Origin of the sequence: Sphingomonas sp. (assembly GCF_051962185.1) — a bacterium.
In the GTDB taxonomy this organism is placed as follows: domain Bacteria; phylum Pseudomonadota; class Alphaproteobacteria; order Sphingomonadales; family Sphingomonadaceae; genus Sphingomonas.
Genome location: NZ_JBQCCN010000141.1, coordinates 1 through 21,643 on the forward strand (window position 1 = coordinate 1; position 21,643 = coordinate 21,643).

12 protein-coding genes and 1 pseudogene are annotated in these 21,643 nt (G+C 66.6%); 11 read left to right on the forward strand and 2 right to left on the reverse strand.

What is annotated here, in order from left to right; genetic code table 11:
• Positions 1-326 precede the first annotated feature (326 nt).
• The 9 genes and pseudogenes from ACTHJR_RS08550 (at position 327) to ACTHJR_RS08590 (ending at position 13,659) form a co-directional block, all read left to right on the forward strand.
• Complete coding sequence (locus ACTHJR_RS08550; RefSeq protein ID WP_440522707.1) at positions 327-908, forward strand: ANTAR domain-containing response regulator; 582 nt, start codon at positions 327-329, stop codon at positions 906-908.
• Complete coding sequence (locus ACTHJR_RS08555) at positions 905-2,116, forward strand: ABC transporter substrate-binding protein (protein WP_440522708.1); 1,212 nt, start codon at positions 905-907, stop codon at positions 2,114-2,116. Before ACTHJR_RS08550 ends, ACTHJR_RS08555 begins: the two co-directional genes overlap by 4 nt.
• Before the next feature lie 229 nt (positions 2,117-2,345).
• Complete coding sequence (locus ACTHJR_RS08560; protein WP_440522709.1) at positions 2,346-3,584, forward strand: nitrate/nitrite transporter; 1,239 nt, start codon at positions 2,346-2,348, stop codon at positions 3,582-3,584.
• 8 nt (positions 3,585-3,592) lie between these two features.
• The gene (locus ACTHJR_RS08565; protein WP_440522710.1) at positions 3,593-4,804 is read left to right on the forward strand and encodes an alginate export family protein; all 1,212 of its coding nucleotides are present in this window, start codon (positions 3,593-3,595) and stop codon (positions 4,802-4,804) included.
• Positions 4,804-7,320, forward strand: a complete 2,517-nt coding sequence (nirB, locus tag ACTHJR_RS08570) for a nitrite reductase large subunit NirB (protein ID WP_440522711.1) — start codon at positions 4,804-4,806, stop codon at positions 7,318-7,320. The genes ACTHJR_RS08565 and nirB overlap by 1 nt, the downstream gene beginning before the upstream one ends.
• A pseudogene (gene nirD, locus ACTHJR_RS08575) lies at positions 7,317-7,652 on the forward strand (nitrite reductase small subunit NirD); the annotation flags it as partial. The gene nirB and the pseudogene nirD, both read left to right, overlap by 4 nt.
• Before the next feature lie 121 nt (positions 7,653-7,773).
• Positions 7,774-10,371 (forward strand): molybdopterin-dependent oxidoreductase, encoded by a 2,598-nt coding sequence (locus ACTHJR_RS08580; RefSeq protein WP_440522712.1) that lies wholly within the window; start codon positions 7,774-7,776, stop codon positions 10,369-10,371.
• Complete coding sequence (gene cobA / locus ACTHJR_RS08585) at positions 10,364-11,149, forward strand: uroporphyrinogen-III C-methyltransferase (protein WP_440522713.1); 786 nt, start codon at positions 10,364-10,366, stop codon at positions 11,147-11,149. The genes ACTHJR_RS08580 and cobA overlap by 8 nt, the downstream gene beginning before the upstream one ends.
• A gap of 281 nt (positions 11,150-11,430) precedes the next feature.
• Entirely contained in the window at positions 11,431-13,659 is a 2,229-nt protein-coding gene (locus ACTHJR_RS08590; RefSeq protein ID WP_440522714.1) for a putative bifunctional diguanylate cyclase/phosphodiesterase, read from the forward strand.
• Between the two features lie 319 nt (positions 13,660-13,978).
• Here the strand turns inward: ACTHJR_RS08590 and ACTHJR_RS08595 are convergent, their stop codons facing one another.
• On the reverse strand, positions 13,979-16,108 hold the full coding sequence (locus ACTHJR_RS08595) for an AsmA family protein (protein WP_440522736.1): 2,130 nt from the start codon (positions 16,106-16,108) through the stop codon (positions 13,979-13,981).
• Between the two features lie 143 nt (positions 16,109-16,251).
• On the opposite strand from ACTHJR_RS08595, the gene ACTHJR_RS08600 reads away from it, so the two are divergent.
• Together ACTHJR_RS08600 and ACTHJR_RS08605 are read left to right on the forward strand one after the other, a co-directional pair.
• Entirely contained in the window at positions 16,252-18,585 is a 2,334-nt protein-coding gene (locus tag ACTHJR_RS08600; protein WP_440522715.1) for an FdhF/YdeP family oxidoreductase, read from the forward strand.
• A gap of 269 nt (positions 18,586-18,854) precedes the next feature.
• Positions 18,855-19,640 (forward strand): IclR family transcriptional regulator, encoded by a 786-nt coding sequence (locus ACTHJR_RS08605; protein ID WP_440522716.1) that lies wholly within the window; start codon positions 18,855-18,857, stop codon positions 19,638-19,640.
• 73 nt (positions 19,641-19,713) lie between these two features.
• Here ACTHJR_RS08605 and ACTHJR_RS08610 read toward each other — a convergent pair whose 3' ends face one another.
• Entirely contained in the window at positions 19,714-21,552 is a 1,839-nt protein-coding gene (locus ACTHJR_RS08610; protein WP_440522717.1) for a hypothetical protein, read from the reverse strand.
• Positions 21,553-21,643: the final 91 nt, after the last annotated feature.

Consider the following 21,643-nt stretch of genomic DNA (forward strand, 5'->3'; position numbering starts at 1 on the left):
CCGACGCCGCTCGCTCCCGGAGATCATTCGAATAGGGTCTCGCCATGATCGCTGGCCTCCATCCCCAGCCACCAGGTTGAATCAGATCTCAACCCGCTTGGGAATCCCCATTCGATTCAATCAATCAGAAAACGAGTCTAGGCGCCCGCCCTCAAAGAGCGGACTCCATCGTGGAGAGACGAGTTCGCGTTAGTCTGACAGCACCGCCACACCCCTTTACGTTCTGGCCGACACCGGCAAGCTTCGGTGCCGGACCGGCGCCTCTGCCTCGTCACCAATAGCGAGTTTCTCTGGCGCCTTGCTGCGGCGCAGCATATGGTCGGGCGATGCGGATCGCGATCATCGACACCAGCACGACGCGCGCCGCGATCATCTCGGACGGATTGCGCGAAGCCGGGCTCGACGATCTCGTCCTGATCGACAATGCGCATGCACTGGTTGCACAGATCGAGGCGGCCAACCCCGAAGTCGTGCTGATCAACCTCGAAAATCCCAGCCGCGACGTGCTGGAGGAATATTTCGCGGTGTCGCGCGCACTCGCCCGCCCGATCGCGATGTTCGTCGATCAGAGCGATCCGGAGGCCACGGCCGCGGCGATCGATGCCGGTGTGTCGGCCTATATCATCGACGGCCTGTCGAAGCAGCGGATCATGCCGATCGTCGACTTAGCGGTCCGGCGATTCAACGCCTTCTCGCGGCTCCAGGCCGAATTGCACGAAGCGCGCAATGCGCTCGCCGACCGCAAGGCCGTCGATCAGGCCAAGGCGATCCTGATGCGCCGGCGCGGGATCGACGAGCCGGCCGCCTACGCCTTGCTGCGCAGCCACGCGATGCAGTCGAACCGCCGTATCGCCGAGGTGGCGGAAGCAATCATCACCAGCGCAGCCTTGATGGGGGACGACCAGTGACGCTCGACCGTATCCGGATCGGCTTCCTGCCGCTGGTCGACGCCGCGCTGCCGATCCTGGCACGCGAGCGCGGTTTTGCGGCAGCCCACGGAATCGAAATCGAGCTGGTGCGCGATCTCAGCTGGGCGACGGTGCGCGACCGCCTGCTATACGGCCATACAGATGCCGCGCACATGATCGCGCCGCTGGCGATCGCCACCGCGCTCGGCCGCGGGCGCCCGGCCGCCGAGATCGCCGTGCCGTTCGTGCTCGGGCTCAACGGCAACGCGATCACTTTCTCGATCCCGCTCGCGCAAGAGACGCTCGAAGGGGAACGACTCGGCGACCCACGCGCAGTCGGCGAACGGCTCCGCCAAGTCGCGATCGCGCGCGCGGCTGCGGGCAAGCCGCTGCGCTTTGGCGTGGTCCATCGCTATTCGAGCCACAATTACATGCTGCGCTACTGGCTGGCGGCGGTCGGAGTCCGGCCCGATCACGACGTCGAGATCGTCACGATCAGCCCGCCCTTCGCGGCCGACGCGCTCGCCGCCGGCGAGATCGACGGCATCTGCGTCGGCGAGCCGTGGAACAGCGTCGCGGTCGATCGCGGCGTCGGCCGGATCGCCTTGGTCACCGCGCAGATCTGGCGGCGTGGCGTCGAGAAGGTGCTGGCGATGCGCGGCGACACCGCGCGACAGTCGCCGGAACTGGTGCGGCGTCTGATCCGCGCCCTGCACGAGGCCGCCGCGCATTTCGTCGAGCCGGAGGCGGCGGAAGAGAATGCCCGCATCCTGGCACAGCCCGCTTATCTCGGCGCGCCCGAGGACGCGATCCTGCGTGCGATCACCGACCGCGTGCGGCTGATGGAAGATACCCCGCCGCTCCACGTCTCCGACTTCATGTTCCAGTTCCGCGAGGCGGCCAATTTCCCGTGGCGCAGCCAGGCGGCGTGGCTCTATTCGCAGATGACTCGCTGGGACGGCACGGCCTTTTCCGCCGACGAAGCCGCTCGCGCGGAAGCGGTGTTCCGGCCCGATCTCTATCGCGCGGCACTGGCCGGATCGGCCGCCGTGCTGCCCGGCGCGAGCTCGAAGCTCGAAGGCGCGATCGCCGATTCGATCGGCGCCGGATCGGTCCAGGGACGATTGATGCTCGGCGCAGACCGCTTCTTCGACGGGCGTGCGTTCGACCCCGACCGTATCGAGGACTATCTCGCCTCCTTGCCCTGAAATTTGCTGCACATGCGAAATAGACTTGCGCACCTGCAGCGAATCACGCATCTTCGCTGGCGCAGGGCAATGGCGCCCAGCACGAAATAACCGCGATCCTCTCCAGCGAGGGGGATGAGCGCGGGGCGGATTTCACGATCCGCCAAGGCAACGAAGCCGCCCCGACGCGCCTGAAACGGCCGCCGTCCGGGCGGCTTTTTTCTTGTCCATCGCACGCGAAGGGGACCGCATGGCGACCGCATTCTGGAACGGAGAAAACGGCAAGGGCGAAGACGGATTCTGGGCCAGCGGGCACGTCCCGACCCTGATCGCGGCGTTCCTGTATTTCGATCTCGCCTTCATGGTCTGGGTGCTGCTGGGGCCGCTCGCTCCCGAGATCGCCAAGACGCTGGCGCTGACCCCGGCAGAAAAGGGCCTGATGGTCGCGACCCCGACGCTCGCCGGGGCGGTGCTGCGCGTGGTCAACGGCCTGCTGGTCGACCGGATCGGGCCCAAGCGCTCGGGCACGATCAGCCAGATCGTCGTGATCGCTGGCTTGCTCACCGCCTGGCTGGCGGGCGTCACCACGTTCATCGGCACGCTCGCGCTCGGCGTCATCCTCGGATTCGCGGGGGCGAGCTTCGCGATCGCCCTCCCCCTCGCCAGCCGCTGGTACCCGCCGCAGCATCAGGGCAAGGCGATGGGGATCGCCGGCATGGGCAATTCGGGCACCGTGCTCGCGGCCTTTTTCGCGCCGCTGCTGGCGAAGATGTTCGGCTGGAACGCGGTGCTCGGGCTCGCCTGCATCCCGCTCACGCTCGTGCTGATCACCTATGAGTTGCTGGCGCGCGACGCGCCCAACCGCCCGGCGCCCAAGTCGTTCACCGAGTATCTCCAGCCACTGAAATCGGCCGACGCCTGGTGGCTGATGGGCTTCTACGCGGTGACGTTCGGCGGGTTCGTCGGCCTCGCTGCGTCGCTGCCGATCTATTTCACCGACCGCTTCGGCCTGACCCCGGTGACCGCCGGCTCTTGCACCGCCGCCTGCGTCTTCGCCGGCTCGCTGGTCCGCCCGCTCGGCGGCGCGCTTGCCGACCGGATCGGCGGGGTGAAGGCGCTGACGGCGGTATTCGCCGCGGCCGCACTGGCGTTGCTCGGGGTCAGCATGGCGGCGAGCATCGGCGCGGCGATGGGACTGTTCGTGCTCGCGATGCTGGCGCTCGGCGTCGGCAATGGTTCGGTGTTCCAGCTGGTGCCACAGCGTTTCGCCGCCGAGATCGGGGTGATGACCGGGCTGGTCGGCATGGCCGGCGGCGTCGGCGGCTTCTACCTCGCTTCCTCGCTCGGCATCGCCAAACAGCTGACCGGCAGCTTCGCGCCTGGCTTCCTGATCTTCGCCGGGCTCGCCTTGCTGGCCTGTCTCGGCCTGACGATCGTCAAATATTCGTGGCGCCGGCATTGGGCCGCTGCTGGCGGTGTGCGGATCTGAGGCGGGCCATGCGCAGGAACCTCATTTGGCCGATCCTGGGGTGCGCGCTGACGGCGACGCCGGCCCTGGCCCAGGACATCGCTCTCAAACCGATCGCCGAAGCGCGGCTGCGCTACGAGACGGTCGATCAGGCCGGGCTGCCCGACGATGCCGAGGCGCTGACGATCCGCGTCAGGAGCGGCGTCCAGGCATCGAGCGGGCCGCTGACCGCGATCGTCGAGGCGCAGGGCACGCTGGCCCTGGTCGGCGACTATTATGATGGCCTGCATGGCGCGGCGACGCGGCCGCTGATCGCCGACCCGCAGGACATCGCGCTCTACCGCGCCGAGCTGCAATACCGTGCCAAGGGAATCGCGCTGACGGTCGGGCGCCAGTCGATCGCGTTCGACGACGAGCGCTTCGTCGGCGCGGTGCCCTTCCGCGACAACAGCCAGACCTTCGATGCCGCGCGCATGGAATGGACGGGTGTAAAGGGGCTGAAGGCCGATCTCACTTACGCCTGGCGAGTCAACACCGTCTGGGGGATCGACGGCACCGGCGGGCGTCCCCGGTCGATCGGCGGCAACAACGTGCTCGGCAATCTGTCCTATGCCAGCCCGGTCGGGACGGTCACCGGCTTCGCCTATCTGGTCGATCAGGACGAAGCGCTGGTGCAGGGCTTCCGCCTGTCGAGCCAGACCTATGGCGCAAGCCTCGCCGGCGCGCGGCCGCTCGGCAAGGGCGTCAAGCTGTCCTACCAGCTGAGCTACGCGACCCAGTCGGCGTACGACCGCAACCCCAATCGCTATCGCGCGGATTATTATCTCATCGACGGCGCTCTCGAGGTTCACGCGTTGAAGCTCGGCGCCGGGTACGAAGTGCTCGGCGCCGACAAGGGCGTGGCGCTCACCTCGTTCCAGACGCCGATCGCGACCGGTTTCAAGTTTCAGGGCTGGGCCGACAAGTTCCTGACCACGCCGCCCGACGGCGTGCGCGATCTCTATGGCAGCGTCGGTTATGGCTGGAAGCAGGCGGGGCCGTTCAGGGGCCTGGCGCTGCAGGCGGTCTATCACCGCTTCGCCAGCGACCGGCTGGTCCGCCTCTATGGCGACGAGATCGACCTGCTCGCCACCGCCAAACTCGGCAAGACCAGCCTGTCCGCGCGCTACGCCGATTACCAGGCGCAGGGCTTCGCCACCGACACAAGCAAGTTCTGGCTGCAGCTCGATTGGAGTCTGTGATGGATTTCCCCGTTTCCGTGTCCGACCCCGATCCCGTGCCGGACACGCCGTCCGACGGCGAGCGCGCGCTTCCCCATCTCGTCGTCATCGGCAACGGCATGGCCGGATGCCGCGCGGTCGAGGAGCTGATCGCGCGCGATGCCGGGCGCTACCGCGTCACCATTTTCGGTGCCGAACCGCGGGTGAATTACAATCGCATCATGCTGTCGCCGGTGCTCGCGGGCGAGAAGAGCTTCGACGACATCGTGATCAACGATGCCGCCTGGTATGCCGACAATGCGATCGAGCTGATAGCGGGCGACCCGGTGACGCGGATCGACCGCGCCGCGAAGACCGTGTCCGCACGATCGGGGCGGTCGGTGCGCTACGATAAATTGCTGATCGCGACCGGGTCGGATCCGTTCATCATCCCGGTGCCGGGCAAGGACCTGCCGGGCGTGATCAGCTTCCGCGACATGGACGATGTCGACCACATGCTGGCAGCGGCCGATCGCGGCGGCAGCGCGGTAGTGATCGGCGGCGGGCTGCTGGGGCTCGAGGCGGCGCATGGCCTCTCCCTGCGGGGGATGAAGGTAACCGTGCTCCACCTGATGCCGACCTTGATGGAGCGCCAGCTCGACGAGGCGGCGGCGTGGCTGCTCAAATCGGCGCTGGAGGAGCGCGGCCAGACCGTGCTGACCGGCGCCGATACCGCCGAGTTTCTCGGCGACGGCAAGGTCGGCGCCGTACGGCTCAAGGACGGGCGCGAGATCCCTGCCGATCTGGTGGTGATGGCGGTCGGCATCCGTCCATCGACGGCGCTGGCGCGTGAGGCAGGCCTCGCGGTCGGGCGCGGCATCCAGGTCGACGACCATATGGTGACCAGCGACCCCGACGTGCTCGCGGTCGGCGAATGCGTCGAGCATGACGGCCAGGTCTATGGACTGGTCGCGCCGCTCTGGGACATGTGCCGCGCGCTCGCCGACGGCCTGGTCGAGCGACACAGCGGCTACCGGCCAAGCGTCACCTCGACCAAGCTCAAGGTCGCCGGGCTCGACGTCTTCTCGGCGGGCGATTTCGCCGGCGGCGACGGCTGCGAGGACATCGTGCTGCGTGACGCCAGCCGCGGTGTCTACAAACGCGTCGTGCTCAAGGGGGACTGCGTGGTCGGCGCGGTGCTCTACGGCGATACCGCCGACGGCGGCTGGTATTTCGACCTGATGAAACGGGCCGAGGATATTTCGGCGACCCGCGACCTGCTGATCTTCGGCCAGGCCTTCGCCTCGGGAGGGGGGCAGGCGGACCCTAAGGCGGCCGTTGCGGCGCTCTCCGACGGCGCGGAGATCTGCGGCTGCAACGGCGTCTCCAAGGGCCAGGTCGTCTCCTGCATCGCCAAGGGCGCGCACAGCCTCGACGCGGTGCGCGCCGGTTGCAAGGCGAGCGCGAGTTGCGGATCGTGCACCGGGCTGGTCGAGACGCTTCTCGCGCTGACGCTTGGCGACGATGTCGAGACCGGCCCGAAGACGATGTGCAAATGCACCAGCTTCGGCCATGACGACGTGCGGCGCGAGATCGTCGCGCAAGGCATGCGCTCGATCCCCGAGGTGATGCACAAGCTGCACTGGTCGACCCCGGATGGCTGTTCGAGTTGCCGGCCCGCACTCAATTACTATCTGCTCTGCGCGCTGCCTGGCGAATATCAGGACGACCAGCAGAGCCGCTTCGTCAACGAACGGCTCCACGCCAACATCCAGAAGGACGGCACCTATTCGGTCGTGCCGCGCATGTGGGGCGGGATCACCAGCCCGCAGGAGCTCCGTGCGATCGCCGATGTCGTCGAGAAATACGACGCGCCGATGGTCAAGGTGACCGGCGGCCAGCGGCTCGACATCTTCGGGATCAGGAAGGAAGATTTGCCCGCGGTCTGGGCCGACCTCAACGCCGCCGGGATGGTCTCGGGCCATGCCTATGGCAAGGCGCTGCGCACGGTGAAGACCTGCGTCGGCTCGGAATGGTGCCGCTTCGGCACGCAGGATTCGACCGGCCTCGGCGTCAAGCTCGAGCGCGGCTTCTGGGGCAGCTGGATGCCGCACAAGTTCAAGATGGCGGTGTCGGGCTGTCCCAGGAATTGCGCCGAGGCGACGATCAAGGATTTCGGCGTGGTGTGCGTCGACTCGGGCTACGAGCTCCATGTCGGCGGCAATGGCGGCATCCACGTCCGCGCCACCGACCTGCTGGTCAAGGTCGCGACCGAGCAGGAGGCGCTGCACTATGCCGCCGCCTTCGTGCAGCTCTATCGCGAGGAGGCGCGCTATCTCGAGCGCACCGCGCCATGGATCGAGCGCGTCGGGCTCGATCGCATTCAGGACCGGATCGTCGCCGACGAGGCCGGGCGCGACGCACTCGCCGAGCGCTTCTGGTACTCGCAGAAGTTCAGCCAGGAGGATCCCTGGGCCGAGCGCGCGTCTGGCGCCGGCGGCGAGCAGCATGCGCACATGGCGCACTTCAAACCCCTGGCGATGGAGATCACGGAATGATCGGCGATTGGCTCGATATCGGCTGGCTCGACCAGATCCCGGTGCGCGGCAGCCGCACCGTGACGGTCGCGGGCGGCGAGGAAGTCGCGGTGTTCCGCACCGCCGACAACCGCGTCTTCGCGATCGCCAATCGCTGCCCGCACAAGGGCGGGCCGCTCAGCCAAGGGATCGTCCATGGCCATAGCGTGGCCTGCCCGTTGCACAATTGGCGCATTTCGCTGGCGAGCGGCGAGGCGCAGGGCGAGGACAAGGGGTGTACCCCGACCATCCCCGTCAAGGTCGATGCCGGGCGCGTGTTGCTCTGCGGGGCCTCCAAATTGAAGGCCGCGGCGTGCGGGATGCTCGACAGACGCCCCGCCCCTTCGGGGGTGGGTTTGGGGTGGGGCCTCTCCACGAGCGATTGGCTTGCGGCACTGCCCCACCCCCAACCCCTCCCCTGAAGGGGAGGGGCTAGTGGAAAGTATCCGCACCACCTGCGCCTATTGCGGGGTCGGGTGTGGCATCCTGGCGCGCCCAACCGCTGAGCGCAGCGTCGAGATTGCGGGCGATCCCGATCATCCCGCGAACAATGGCCGGCTGTGCTCGAAAGGTACGCATCTCGGCGAGACGGTAGGGCTCACCGGCCGCCTGCTCCATGCGATGATCGGCACCAAGCGCGTCGGCTGGGACCGCGCGCTCGACCTCGTCGCGCGGCGGTTTCGCGAGACGATCGCACGGCACGGACCGAACAGCGTCGCTTTCTATGTCTCCGGGCAATTGCTGACCGAGGATTATTACGTCGCCAACAAGCTGATGAAGGGATTCATCGGCTCGGCCAATATCGACACCAATTCGCGCCTCTGCATGTCGAGCGCGGTCGCCGGTCATGTCCGCGCATTCGGCGAGGATGTCGTGCCGGCGAGCTATGCCGATCTCGATGCCGCCGACTTGGTAATATTGGTCGGATCGAACACCGCTTGGTGCCACCCGATCGTCTATCAGCGGATCATGGCCGCGCGGGCCGCTCGCGGCGCCAAACTGGTGGTAATCGATCCGCGCCGGACCGAGACCGCGGCGGAAGCCGACCTGCATCTGTCGATCCGGCCGGGCAGCGACGTCGCGCTGATGAACGGACTGCTCGCCTGGTGCCGCGACGCCGGGCTGATCGATCACGACTATCTCGCCCGGCACGTCACTGTGCCCGGCGATTTCTGGGACAGGCTCGGAGAGGGGAACGACCTGTGGTCGGTGGCGCAGGCGTGCGACGCCCAGGCCGCCGACCTCAGGCGTTTCTATGAGCTGTTCGCCGCCAACGAACGGACCGTGACCCTGTTCAGCCAGGGCGTGAACCAGTCGGTCAGCGGCACCGACCAGGTCAATGCGATTACCAACCTCCATCTCGCGACGGGGCGGATCGGCAAGCCGGGTGCGGCCCCCTTCTCGATCACCGGCCAGCCCAATGCGATGGGCGGACGCGAGGTCGGCGGGCTCGCCTCGACCCTGGCGGCGCACATGGATTTCGCGCCCGAGAATGTCGCCCGCGTCGGCCGGTTCTGGGCGGCGCCCAACATGGCGACCAAGCCTGGGCTGAAGGCGGTCGATCTGTTCCGCAGCATGAGCGAGGGGCGGATCAAGGCGGTCTGGATCATGGCGACCAACCCGGCAGTCTCGATGCCCGATGCCAATCGCGTCCGCAAGGCGCTGGCCGGCTGCCCGTTCGTCGTCGTGTCGGACATCATTGCCGATACCGATACCGGCCGCTTCGCGCATGTCCGTCTGCCCGCCGCCGCCTGGGGCGAGAAGGACGGCACGGTGACCAATTCGGAGCGCTGCGTCAGCCGTCAGCGGCCGATTTTCGATTTGCCCGGCGAGGCGAAACCGGATTGGTGGATCGTCAAGGAAGTCGCCCGCCGCATGGGCTGGCGCTCGGCCTTCGCTTATGACCGCCCCGCCGACATCTGGCGCGAGCATGTGCGGCTGAGCGCCTATCAGAATGACGGCGCGCGCCGCTTCCGGCTCGATCGCGTGACGGCGGGCAATGGCGAATACGAGACGATGGCGCCGTTCCGCTGGGGCGACGATGCCTTCGCCAACGGCGCCTTTCCGACCCCCGACGGGCGCGCGCGATTGATCACCGTGACGCAACGGCCGCAGGAACAGCCGCTCCGCCGCTGGCCGATGACGCTCAACACCGGCCGCTATCGCGACCAGTGGCATACGATGACACGAACCGGCCTAGCGCCGAAGCTGGCGCGGCATCGCGAGGAGCCGCTGGTAGAGATCCGCCCCGAGGACGCGGCGCGGCTGGACGTAGCCGATGGCGGGCTGGCGCGCGTATCGACCCCGCAGGGCGAGAGCCTCTATCGCGTCGCGGTCACCGAAGCGCAGCGGCCCGGCGAGCTGTTCGCGCCGATCCACTGGACCGATCGCACATCGAGCGCCGGGCGCACCGGTCTGTTGCCGCGACCGTTGGTCGATCCGCATTCGGGCCAGCCCGGTTTCAAGGCGACGCCCGCCGCGATCGCGCCGGTCGCGACCGACTGGCGCGGCTTCCTCCTCGCACGCGGCGAGTTGACCGCGATGCCCGACTGCCTGTGGGCGACGCGCGTGGCGGTGCCCGAGGGCGTGCTGTGGGAGTTGGCCGGAAACGGCGCCTTCACCCCGATCGAGCGCCTGTTGCCCGCCGGCGAGCGGATCGAAGCGGCGGATCCGGCGCGGGGATCGCGGCGCATCGCCATCCTGAAGGACGGCCGGCTGGCGGCAGTATTGTTCGTTACGACGACCGGCACCCTGCCCCCGCGCGACTGGCTGATCGCGCAATTGTCGGCGCCGGCAGTCGCACCGACCCTGCTGGCCGGCCGCGCGCCTGGTGCGAGCATGGATCGCGGACCGATCGTCTGCGTCTGCTTCGATATCGGCACGCGCACGATCGTCGACGCGATCCGCCGGGATGGCCTCGCCGACGTCGCCGCGGTCGGCGCGGCGCTGCGCGCCGGTACCAATTGCGGATCGTGCCGCCCCGCGATCGCGCGGCTGATCGCCGAACAACCCCAGGAGGCGGCGCATGGTTGACGATTTCCCCGCGGGCAGCGTGTGGCTGGTCGGAGCCGGCCCCGGCGACCCCGATTTGCTGACGCGCAAGGCCGAGCACTTGCTAGGCAGGGCCTCGGTGGTCTTCCACGATGCCCTGGTCGGGCACGGCGTGCTCGGCCTCATTCCCGGTCACGTCCGGCTGGTGTCGGTCGGCAAGCGCGCCGGTCGCCATTCGCGCGACCAGGAGTCGATCGGCCGCACGCTGGTCGACGCGGCGTCGGACGGCGAACGCGTCGTCCGGCTGAAGGGCGGCGACCCGGCCTTGTTCGCCCGCTCCGCCGAGGAAATCGCGGCTTTGTCCGCTCACGGCATCCAGGTGCGTCTCTGCCCAGGGATCACCGCGGCAAGCGCCGCCGCGGCATCGGCCGGTATCTCGTTGTCGTTGCGCGGTCAGGCGCGGCGGGTCGAGCTCGTCACCGCGCATGCAGCGGCGGGCCGCGTGCTCGACCTCGACTGGCAGCGCCTCGCCGACGGCCAAGCGACGACCGCCTTCTATATGGGCCGAGGGGCGGCGGAGGAAATCAGCCGCCGGTTGATCGCCGCGGGGCTCGACCCCGCGACGCCCGTACTCGTTGCCTGCGAGATCAGCCTGCCAAGCGAGACGCTGCTGCGGACCAGGCTCGACCTGCTCCCGCTCGCGGTCCGCACGATCGCCGACGACCGGCCGACCCTGATCGTCGTCGGCGAGGCAGTGGTGCCGGTCGACGGCACCGCTTCCGCCACGGTCGCCCCGCGAACGACCGGCGCGCAATGCTGAAATGTCACGCGGACCTTCGAGACGGCAAGGCTTATCGTAACGGACTCGCAACCGAAACGAATTCCCTTGCGACGCCGCAACCCAGGAAGAGGAGTCTACCGCCCGTGCCCGGCAGCCTATTGGGACAGCCTATTGGGAAAGCCGATTTATTTCCCGCCGTTTAGACTTTGGCGACCATAATCCCGGATAACGCTCGAGAGGAGTATTCTCTCTTGCAACTCGGACACCCAAAGATCGCGAATCGTTTCGGCAAGCGTTTTATTCTGGCTGTTGTCGCGCCGGTGCTGTTGCTCGCGCTTGGCCTGACCGCCTTCGCGTTCAGCGCCTTGCGGTCGGCGGCACATCAAGCCGACGGCGTATCGATCGCCAAGCAAGAGCAGGAGGCCGGCGTAGCGATCAATGCCGCCCTGGACGAACTGGCGCAGAGTCAAAGCGGCGTCGCCATCTGGGACCCCGCCGTAACCCAGCTTCGCAAGCCGAAGCCCGACTGGGGCTGGGTCGACGACAATATCGGGACGTGGCTCAACTTCGTCTATGCCCATGATGTCGACTTCATCCTGGGAGCCGACGACCGCCCCCTCTATGCCATGCTGAACGGCGAGCGCGGGGCGCCAGATCAATTCCATCGCTTCAGCGCCGCCGCGGCGCCCCTGATCGACGCCGCGCGTGGAAGAACGAAGGGGCCCGCGAATCCGCACGAGCGGCTTCCCGGCCGCCCCGCCGGTCCTGGCTCGACCGCTCGGACCTCGCCTCGCGCGATCCACGCGACGGATCTGGTCTCGATCGGCGGGCGGGCAGCCGCGATGAGCGTCATGCGGATGATCCCCGACACGTCTCGGGTAAAGGCTGCGCCTGGCGCCGAACCCTTGCTCGTCAGCATTCGCTATCTCGATACGGGCTTTGCCCGCAATCTGGCGAAGGAACAGTTCCTGGCCGGCGCCCGCGTCGCATCGACCGCGCGGCTCCGGCCGGCCGAACTCTCGTTGCCTCTCGCCTCCAGCCGCGGCCAACGTGTCGGCTATCTCATCTGGCAAGCCGATCGGCCGGGAAGAGCGGTCTGGAGCGCGATGGCGCCCAGCGCGGGGTTGGCCCTGGCCGGCCTGCTCGGCGCCCTGGGGGCGTTGATCCTTGTCCTCGGCAACCTGATGCGGCGCGACGCCCGGTCCATCGAGGAACTCGCCGCGGCGCATCTCGAGTTGAAGGCCAAGGAGGCTCAAGCCCACCATCTCGCGTATCACGATCCCCTTACCGGCCTGCCCAATCGCGCTTTTTTCAATTCGGTCGGAGACCAGATCGCGGCGGCCTCCCAAGGCAAGGATATGTGGGCGATCCTCTTGATCGACCTCGACCGCTTCAAGCAGGTCAACGACACGCTTGGCCACCTGGGCGGCGACGTCCTGATCCAGCAGGTCGCCCAGCGCCTGAAGGGCCTGACGACTTCGTCCGACGTCGTCGCGCGCCTGGGAGGCGACGAATTCGCCATCCTTCTCAGCGAGCGAGACTCGAAGACCGCGATCGGAGCGGTCGCCAAGGCCATGATCACGGCGCTGCGCCAGCCGTTCGAGGTGCTCGGCACCGACGTCTATATCGGAGCGAGCATCGGCATCGCCTATCATCCGTCGTGCAGCGGCGACCGCTCGGAACTCATGCGCAAGGCCGATATCGCGATGTACCGCGCCAAGGCGGACGGTCGGGACGCCTATCGCTTCTTCACCGAGGATATGGACGCGAGCGTGAAGTTTCGCCGCGAGATCGAGCGGGATCTGCGCGAGGCGATCGCGGACAAACGCGACCTCTACGTCCATTATCAGCCGCAGATGGACCCGACCGGCGCGCAGGTCATCGGCTTCGAGGCGCTGTTGCGATGGGACCATCCCGAGCGCGGATCGCTGTCGCCGCAAGTATTCGTGCCCATCGCCGAAGAGACGGGGCTCATCCGCGAACTGGGCCTGTGGGTGATGCGGGAGGCGTGCGACGTCGCGCGCGCCTGGCCCAAAGTCTCGATGGCGGTCAATCTTTCGCCCGTCCAGTTCCGCATGCGCAACTTCGCCAGTGAAATCGCCGCCATCGTCCGCGAGGCGGGCGTTCGGCCGAGTCAGATCGAACTCGAAGTTACCGAAGGCGTCCTTCTCGACGATGACCAGAATGTCAAAGACGCCCTGCGCAAGCTCCGCAAAGCCGGCTTTCGCATCGCCCTGGACGATTTCGGCACCGGCTATTCCAGCTTGAGCTATCTGAGCAAATTCGAGGTCGACAAGATCAAGATCGACCGGAGCTTCACCAGCCGGCTCGGCGAAGCCGACGACGCCGCGGCGATCATCCACGCCGTCGTCCGTTTGGGGCATGCGATGGGCCTGACGGTATCGGCCGAAGGTGTCGAAACTCCCGAGCAGCAGGCCTTCCTCGAAAGCGCCGGCTGCAACGAATTGCAGGGCTTCCTCTTCTCCCCGGCGGTGTCGCACAGCGCCGTCGGCGCCTTCATGCGACGTCATCGCCGCGCGGCAGCCTAGCATCGCGGATGTCGATCTCGTGTTCGCGATCCGCGTCGCACCCACTACCCGAGAGATGGAGAGCGTTGTCCGAAGCGGCCGAGCGACTCGGGATCGAAGTGAATGACCGAGCCCCGGCCGAACGGACCATCACGTCGCGCAAGTGAATTGGAAGATTGAAGAGGCGGGAGCGGGGGGGTGTGCCCCCGCCTCTGGGACACGCTGGGGAAGCGCCCGCGTGCTCTATCACGCCGCCGCTCCAGCCGCTACCCGTTTTGGAAAGTCACGATCTCCATTCGCCGTCGGCCGGCGGGTATCGTCGAACGCATTGCTTCCGGCATCAAAATATTCCGAGAAACTTCTTCCGTTGTTTTTTGCGATCGGCGGTCGACTCTTTGCCGCTCTCGGATTTGGCGGTGGTGCCGTTGCCGACATCGTCGCGCGGCTTGCCTTTCGTCGTGCGCATCGCCTGCGCGTGAGCGCCGGCCAGGATCGGCCCGCACGCCGCACTTTTCGCATCGCCGATATCGACGAACGCGAGAATCGCGGCGAGCGGGCTGGCTATCGCGCCGAGCCCCAGGCCACCCCCCGCGCGGCCGAGCAGTTCCGGGCTGATCACGTCGATCCTCGGCTTCGCGAAATAGCCCTCGAGCCCGACAGGCGATTGCGCCGAAAACAAGGAGAACTGCTTGCCGTCGGCCCGGAAGGCGAGATCGAGATTCTCGTTCTTGAAGCTGAGCCCGCCGCGGCCAAGGATGACATTCTTCTTCGTGTCGATGATGATCGGATCGGCGGCGGCGATGCCGTCGCGCACGGTGAAGGCGATCAGCCCGCAATTGATCTGCACCGGCTCCTTCAATTTGTGCTCGAACATCTTTTGGACGAACGTCCCGATGTCGAGCTCGGACAGTTGGGCGTTGCGCGTCCAGAAACTGCCGTGCGGCATGATGAACGCGACGCGTCCGATCGCGCTGGCGAGCGAATCGTGGATCGTATCGCCGCGCCCCGTCAACTGAAGGCGACCCTTGATGGTACCGGTCGTGCCCGATTCATCGACCCCATAGCCGGCCAGCAACCGACCCATCGGTGTCGGCGAAAGGCGAATGTCGTAGCTGTCCAGCGCCGGCCGCGATCGCGTATCGAAAATCAGGTCGGAAGCGACATTGCCTCGTGCCATGGAAAAGGTCAGCGGCGATAGGGCCAACCGTCCCCGATCGAGCGCCAGGGTCAGATCGACATAGGAAATCGGCACGTTGCGCGATTTGATATCCCGGATGGTCCAGTGCAGCCCGGCATCGAAACGCTGCAACGCAGCCACCGGCAGCGCGGCGTCGGGCAGCAGGCGCTGCGGCGCGGCGCCGGTCGCGGCGGCGGCGGCAACCGCCCCTTTCGCCGCGACGATGTCGGGATTGTAGCCGATGAACGGCGCGGCATCGATGATGTCGAGTTGCCGGGTCGTCAATTCGGACTGGAGGCGCAGGCGCTCGCCATTGATGATCGTCAGCCGCCCGGCGAGGTCGCTATCGCCGAACCGGCCGGCCAGACGGGTGAAGCGATAGTCGGCACCATGCTTCACCAGTTGCGCGCGCAGCGAATAGTCGCGGGTGTTGGGCAGGGCCACGCCGATGATGCCGAGCAGCTCGGCCAGGTTGCGGCCCCGCGCACGGGTTTGCAGCGGCACGTCCTCGATGTCCGTCGCTGTGGGCAGCGTGCCCGCAACGTCGATCACGTTGTTCGCTGCCCAGGCACGCGCGACCAGTTTGTTCTCGCCCCGGTCGAGCGTCGCATCGGGCGACATCAATTGCGCGACGAGGCGGAACGGCGTGTCGCGAATGCGGCCGGTTCCGTGCAGCCCGACCGCCTTGCCGATCTTTTTGTCGATCGCGGTGACCGTATCGATCGCCAAATCGGCGAGCAGCCGAGTTCGCGGGTCGGCGTAGCGCACGTGCGTGCCGGCCACGGTGGCGCGGTCGATCCTGGGTAGTTCGAACGGCTTGCCCCCGGTGTCCGCGAAGGTCCAGCTATTGGCGCTATGCCCGGCATTCCATTCGAGATCCGCCGCACCACCGGCCAGGTCGAGCCAATAGACGCGGGTCTTGCCGAACAGCAGGCTCAACGGCGCAATGCGCGTGTCGATGGTCCGCGCCTGAAACAGATACGGCCTTGTCGCCCATGCCGGGTTCGCGACGCTCAAACCCTCGGCGTAAAACTTGATCTTCAGCGGCGCGAAATAGAGCTGGAAGGCGCCTCCGACTCTCACGTCGCGACCCGCCATCCTGCTCGCGATGCTCTCGAAGGGATGCTTGAGGAACCTCCCCTTCGTGACGAAGAGAACCAGCCAGAGGACGAAGACCGTCCCGACGACGGCGAGCAGGCCGTTGCGAAGAATTCTCCAGGCGCGAGTGCCGAAGATGCTTGCGGCCGGCGTTACGTCGGTCGCGTCCTTAGAAACAGACGCGTTCATGTCCATGCCGTTGAATCGCGCGACGACGGTCAAGGTTCATTTCGTGGGCAAGCCGGCCGCCACCGGAGCGGTTTTGACGCAGAGGCGGCCGAACCAATCGACGCGTCCATGCGTTCGCCAACGGCAGGAACCCTCGATCGGGGAAAGACATGGCGAAACAACGGTCGGACAAACCCGAGATCGAACCTTTCGCCGGGCCGGCCGGCGGCTGGGGATCGGTCCGCTCGCTCGCCGAAATCCTGCCGCGCGAACGGGTCTCGCCCGAAGCGCTGCGCGAACTGGCGCGCCAGAACAAACCCGACGGATTCGCCTGCGTCAGTTGCGCCTGGGCCAAGCCCGCCGACTATCACCCCGCCGAATTCTGTGAGGAAGGGGCCAAGGCCACCGCCTGGGAACTCACCACTCGCCGCACCACGCCGGCGTTTTTCGAAGACCATACGTTGACCGAATTGCGCGGCTGGCGCGATTACGACCTCGAGCAACATGGCCGGCTGACCCATCCGCTGCGCTACGATCCCGCGACCGACAAATATACCGCCTGCTCGTGGAACGAGGCGTTCGCCGGGATCGGCGCGGCGCTGCGCCCGCTCGATCCCAAGTCCGTCGTCTTTTATTCGTCCGGCCGGACCAGTCTCGAAGCCTCGTACATGTATGCGTTGATGGCGCGGATGTACGGCAACCAGAACCTGCCCGACAGCTCGAACATGTGTCACGAATCGACCTCTGTCGGATTGAAGGCGGCGATCGGCGTCCCGGTCGGCACGACGCGGATCGAGGATTTCGACGCCTGCGACGCGATCTTCTTCTTCGGCCAGAACGTCGGGTCCAACGCCCCGCGCATGCTCCACAATCTGCGCACCTGCCGCAAGCGCGGCGTCGAGATCGTGACCTTCAATCCGCTGAAGGAGCGCGGGCTGGAGCGCTTCACCGATCCGCAGAACCCGATCGAGATGACGACGCTGTCGGAGACGGCGATCTCGACCCAATATCATCAGGTGAAAGCCGGCGGCGACATAGCGGCGATGCTCGGTATCTCGAAATATCTGATCGACTGGCACGACGCCGCGATCGCCCGCGGCGAGCCACCGGTGCTCGACCTCGACTTCATCAACAATCACACCAGCGGCTATGGCGCGTTCGCCAAGGTGGTGCGTGAAACCACGTGGGAGGCGATCGAAAATGAATCCGGCCTCCTGCGGTCGGCGCTCGAGGACGCCGCACGCGTCTATGCCGGGGCCAAGGCGGTGATGGCGATCTACGGCATGGGCCTGACCCAGCATGTGAAGGGCGTCGAGAACGTCCGGATGCTGATCAACCTGCTCCTGCTGCGCGGCAATATCGGCAAGCCCGGCGCGGGGCCGACCCCGGTTCGCGGCCATTCGAACGTGCAAGGACAGCGCACCGTCGGAATCACCGAAAAGACCGAACTCGTCCCGGTCGAAAAGCTGGAGGAGCAGTACGGCTTCACCGCGCCGCGCGAAAAGGGGCTCGATACGGTGGAGAGCTGTCGCGGCGTGCTCGACGGTTCGGTCAAGGCATTCGTCGCGCTCGGCGGCAACTTCCTGCGCGCCGTTCCAGAGACGGAGCGGATGGAGGAGGCCTGGCCGAGGCTCGACCTCTCGGTCCAGATCGCGACCAAGCTCAACCGCAACCACCTCTTTCCGGGCAAGGTCACCTACCTCCTGCCCTGTCTCGGGCGGATCGAGGAGGATGTGCAGGCGACCGGCCCTCAGGCCGTCTCGGTCGAGGATTCGACCAGTTGCATCCACGGCTCACGCGGCAAGGCCAGGCCGGCGAGCGAACACCTGCTCTCCGAACCCGCCATCGTCGCGGGCATCGCGAAGCGGATCCTGCCGCCCAACCCCAAGGTCGACTGGGATGCCTGGGTCGCCGATTATGCGACGATCCGCGACGCCATCGAGGAAACCTATCCGGTCATCTTCAAGGACTTCAACAAGCGCCTCTTCACCCCCGGCGGGTTCTGGAAAGGCAACAAGGCGGCCGAGCGCATCTGGCTGACGCCGAGCAGGAAAGCCGAATTCCTTGCGCCGAGCGATCTCTCGGCGACAGGATTCGACGACGCGCCGGGCAAATTCCGGCTGATGACGCTGCGGTCGAACGACCAGTTCAACACGACCATTTATGGCTATCACGACCGCTTCCGCGGCGTCACCGGTACCCGAGACGTGCTATTCATGAACGAACGGGACATGGCGGAGGCGGGCCTGGGGGACGGTCAGATCGTGGCGCTCGAAAGCGATGCCGGCGACGGCGTCGCGCGACGGCGCGACGGGTTGATCGTGACCCGCTACGAGATCCCGCGCGGTTGCCTTGCGGCCTATTATCCCGAGTGCAACGTCCTGATGCCGGTCGAACACCATGCCGAGACAAGTCATGTCCCTGCCGCCAAATCCGTCCCGGTGAGAATCGCGCCGGACCGATTTCGAGAAACGGCGTTCGGGATCGGGCCAACGCGGACGTGAGCCGGCCGGGTCCGGGTCGTCGTCGCAAGCCGGCGGGCTCACTCGCGCCGATCGGTTTGCCTATCGATTGGCGGCCTGCCCTGAAGGCGAGATACGGCGCCTTGGTGAGGAAGACGCGAAGCAACCGAGGCGTCGCGCGACCCTTCCGTTTCCTTCTCCGCGCGGCTAGTGAAGAAGAGAGGGGAAAGCACTATCTCGGTCGCGGGCCCCACGGAAAAATCAATCAGCTTTCATCGGTGCGCCGGCGCCAGCGCGGAGATAGAAATTCGATGCCGAACGATACCGACGTCAAGGATCCCTATGCGTCGTTCAAGGGCGCACAGTCGCTGATGCGCGCGCTCGACATTCTCGATCAGGTGATCAACGGGCCGGTCAAATCGGCCGATCTGGCGAGAAATCTCGATCTCACGCGATCGACCACTCACCGGCTAGCGCAAGCCCTCAAGGCGCGCGACTATCTGGCGATCACGCCGGACGGCTATTCGCTCGGGCCGAAGCTGCTCCAGCTCGGGTCGATGGCCCAGGAACAGACCGACTATGTCCGGATCGCGCGGCCGCATCTCGAAGCATTGTCGGCGGATACGGGCTATTGCGTCTTCCTCGGCAAGCGCGAGGGCGACTGGTCCCGGCATCTCGATCGCGTGACCGGGCGGCAGCGCCTGCGCGTGGCGACCGCGCCCGGCGACCGCCGATTGATCGTCGAGACCGGGATCGGCAAGGCCCTGTTGCTCGACCAGCCCGAAGACGCGCTGACCAAATTGTACCAGTCGGAAAAACCGCAGGCGAGCGCGAAGAAACTGAACGAATGGCTCGCGGCGATGCGCGAGAACAGGGCCCGCGGCGTGGTGCTGCACGAAAGCGAAGCGGGCGATTTCGTACGGTCGGTTGCCGCGCCGGTGAGGAATGAAAAGGGCAACATCGTCGTCGCGATCAGCATCGCTGGCGCGGCCGCCTATCTGACCGACAAGGTGCTCGACGACCTCGCCGGTCCGGTCAAGGCAGCAGCGGCGAGCATCGGCGCGTCGCTCGGTTACCGGGCGTCGTCCTCCGATTGATCGCCGACAGCGGCTCGAACGCATTCGGGCCGCTACCGGCGTCTGTTTCCGCCAAGCTGAAGACGTCAGGCGATCACGGGTTCGGCATGGTGAAGAGCCGGTCATAATCGCGCCAATGCGCGTTCATCGTCCGCACCTTCTGCCGGAGCACCGCCTGGAAATCGGGGCCGAGCTTCATGATCGTCTCGTCGGCCGGGTCGTCGGCCAGATCGAGCAGCGGTGCGCTGCTGCTCGACATCAGCTTGTCCAGCGCCACCGCGGTATCGATCTCGCGCCGCGCGGTATTGATCATGTCGGCGCGCGCCCAATCGTTCTGCGCGCCGAGCACCGGATTGCCCTCCGGCTTCGCGGCCATCGCCGTGACGCGGTCGAGCTGCGCCTGGTATCCGACCATGTCGTCCGCCGATTGCAGCAGATAGGAGAGCGCCTGCACGCGCTTGGCGGTCAGCTGCCAATAATTCGCCGCTTCGGGATTGGTCGCCGCCGCCGCGAGGCTCTCATAATCCTGCTGGGCACGCCGGACGCGCGGCAGGGAAATCTCGACGGCGCGCTGGAACAGTAGGTGGGCGCCCCACCCCTCGTACATCCGCATCGCCTGGATATCGGCGAGATCGGACGCCGCCTCTTCGGTCCGCGCCTGGAAAAGGAAGCGCCGATAGCCGGCCTTTTCGGCGTCGGTCAGTTCGGCCGGATAGGGAACCATCGGCCGTTCGATCCAGCGGTTGAGAACATGGCCCATGCGCAGCATCGGGCCGAAATCGAGGACGTCGAGATATTTGCGGACGTCGTTGAGCGCGCTCCAGGCATCGACCAGCGTGTCGGCCCGGGCCTCTCCCACTTCGGAGACCGCGAACCGGCGCAAGGCGGCAAGCCGCCCGAGTGCCGTCGCCATCGGCTGGTCGCGCGTCGACAGGAGCAGCCGGAACGCGAAATCTTCGCTCTCGCGATCGCCGAGCAGAAACGCCCTGTGCGCGTCGCTCGCCTTGGCCACCGGATCGAAACTCGGCACGACCAGCCCGACGACCGGCGAGAACGCGCCATCATCCACGCGGGTCACGCCCGTCTCGAACGGACGCCCGTCAGGGCCTTCCCTGCCATTGACCGCGAGACCGGCAGGCAATTGGCGCTGGATATTTTCGAGCACGTCCGGGCCGAAGGTCGGAATCATCCAGGGGCGCGGCGGTATCTGGTTGATGTTGATGCGGATCCGATGGCCCGCTTCCGCCGCCGCCTGCTGGATGTTGGTCATGAAGCGCACCACCCGGTCGGCCAGCGGCCGGTCGCGATTTTCCGACGCGCCGTTGGCGCCTGGATACAATCCCGGCGCCCAGTCGAAGCCCGATCCGGCGTCGGTGGTGACCCAGAGAAACGTCTCGACCTGCGGGCATGCCGACAACAAGGCGGTGGTCGCCTCGCGATACATCGCCAGGACGTCGGGATTCGAAACGTTCGGCGCGAAATAGGCCTTTCGCGACCTCGTCACCTGGTCGATCCGGGGTCCGCGATAGTCGGGATGGGCGACGAAGAAGGCCTCGGGCAGGACGCCGGGCTCGTTCGCGCTCCAGATCGCCTTCAGATCATATTTCGCGAGGATCCGACAGCGTCCGGCGACGACGCGCTGAACGCGCGCTGCGTAGGCCGCGTCCATGAACGGACGCACTGCCTCGGGCGGGAACATCTTGAACAGCGTCGCATGGTGCGCGAACCAGGCCGGATAGGGGTCGTCCGGGTCCTCTTCCCAGCGGGCGATCGGCAATCCATCGGTGACCACCATTTCGGTCGCCCCGAGGTCGCGGGACATTCTCGCCCGGCGATCGAAATCGGCGAGATCGTCGGCATCCCGCTTCGCCGTCGCGGCGGACCCGTTGGTGGCGACACTCTTGTTCGCCGCAGCAACGGGCATGACGATCATGGCCGACGGGAGGGCTACAGCAATCGCCGTTGTGACGGTGCGCCACACCGAAGGGCATTTCATGACCTTGCTCCCATCGAATGATCGATAT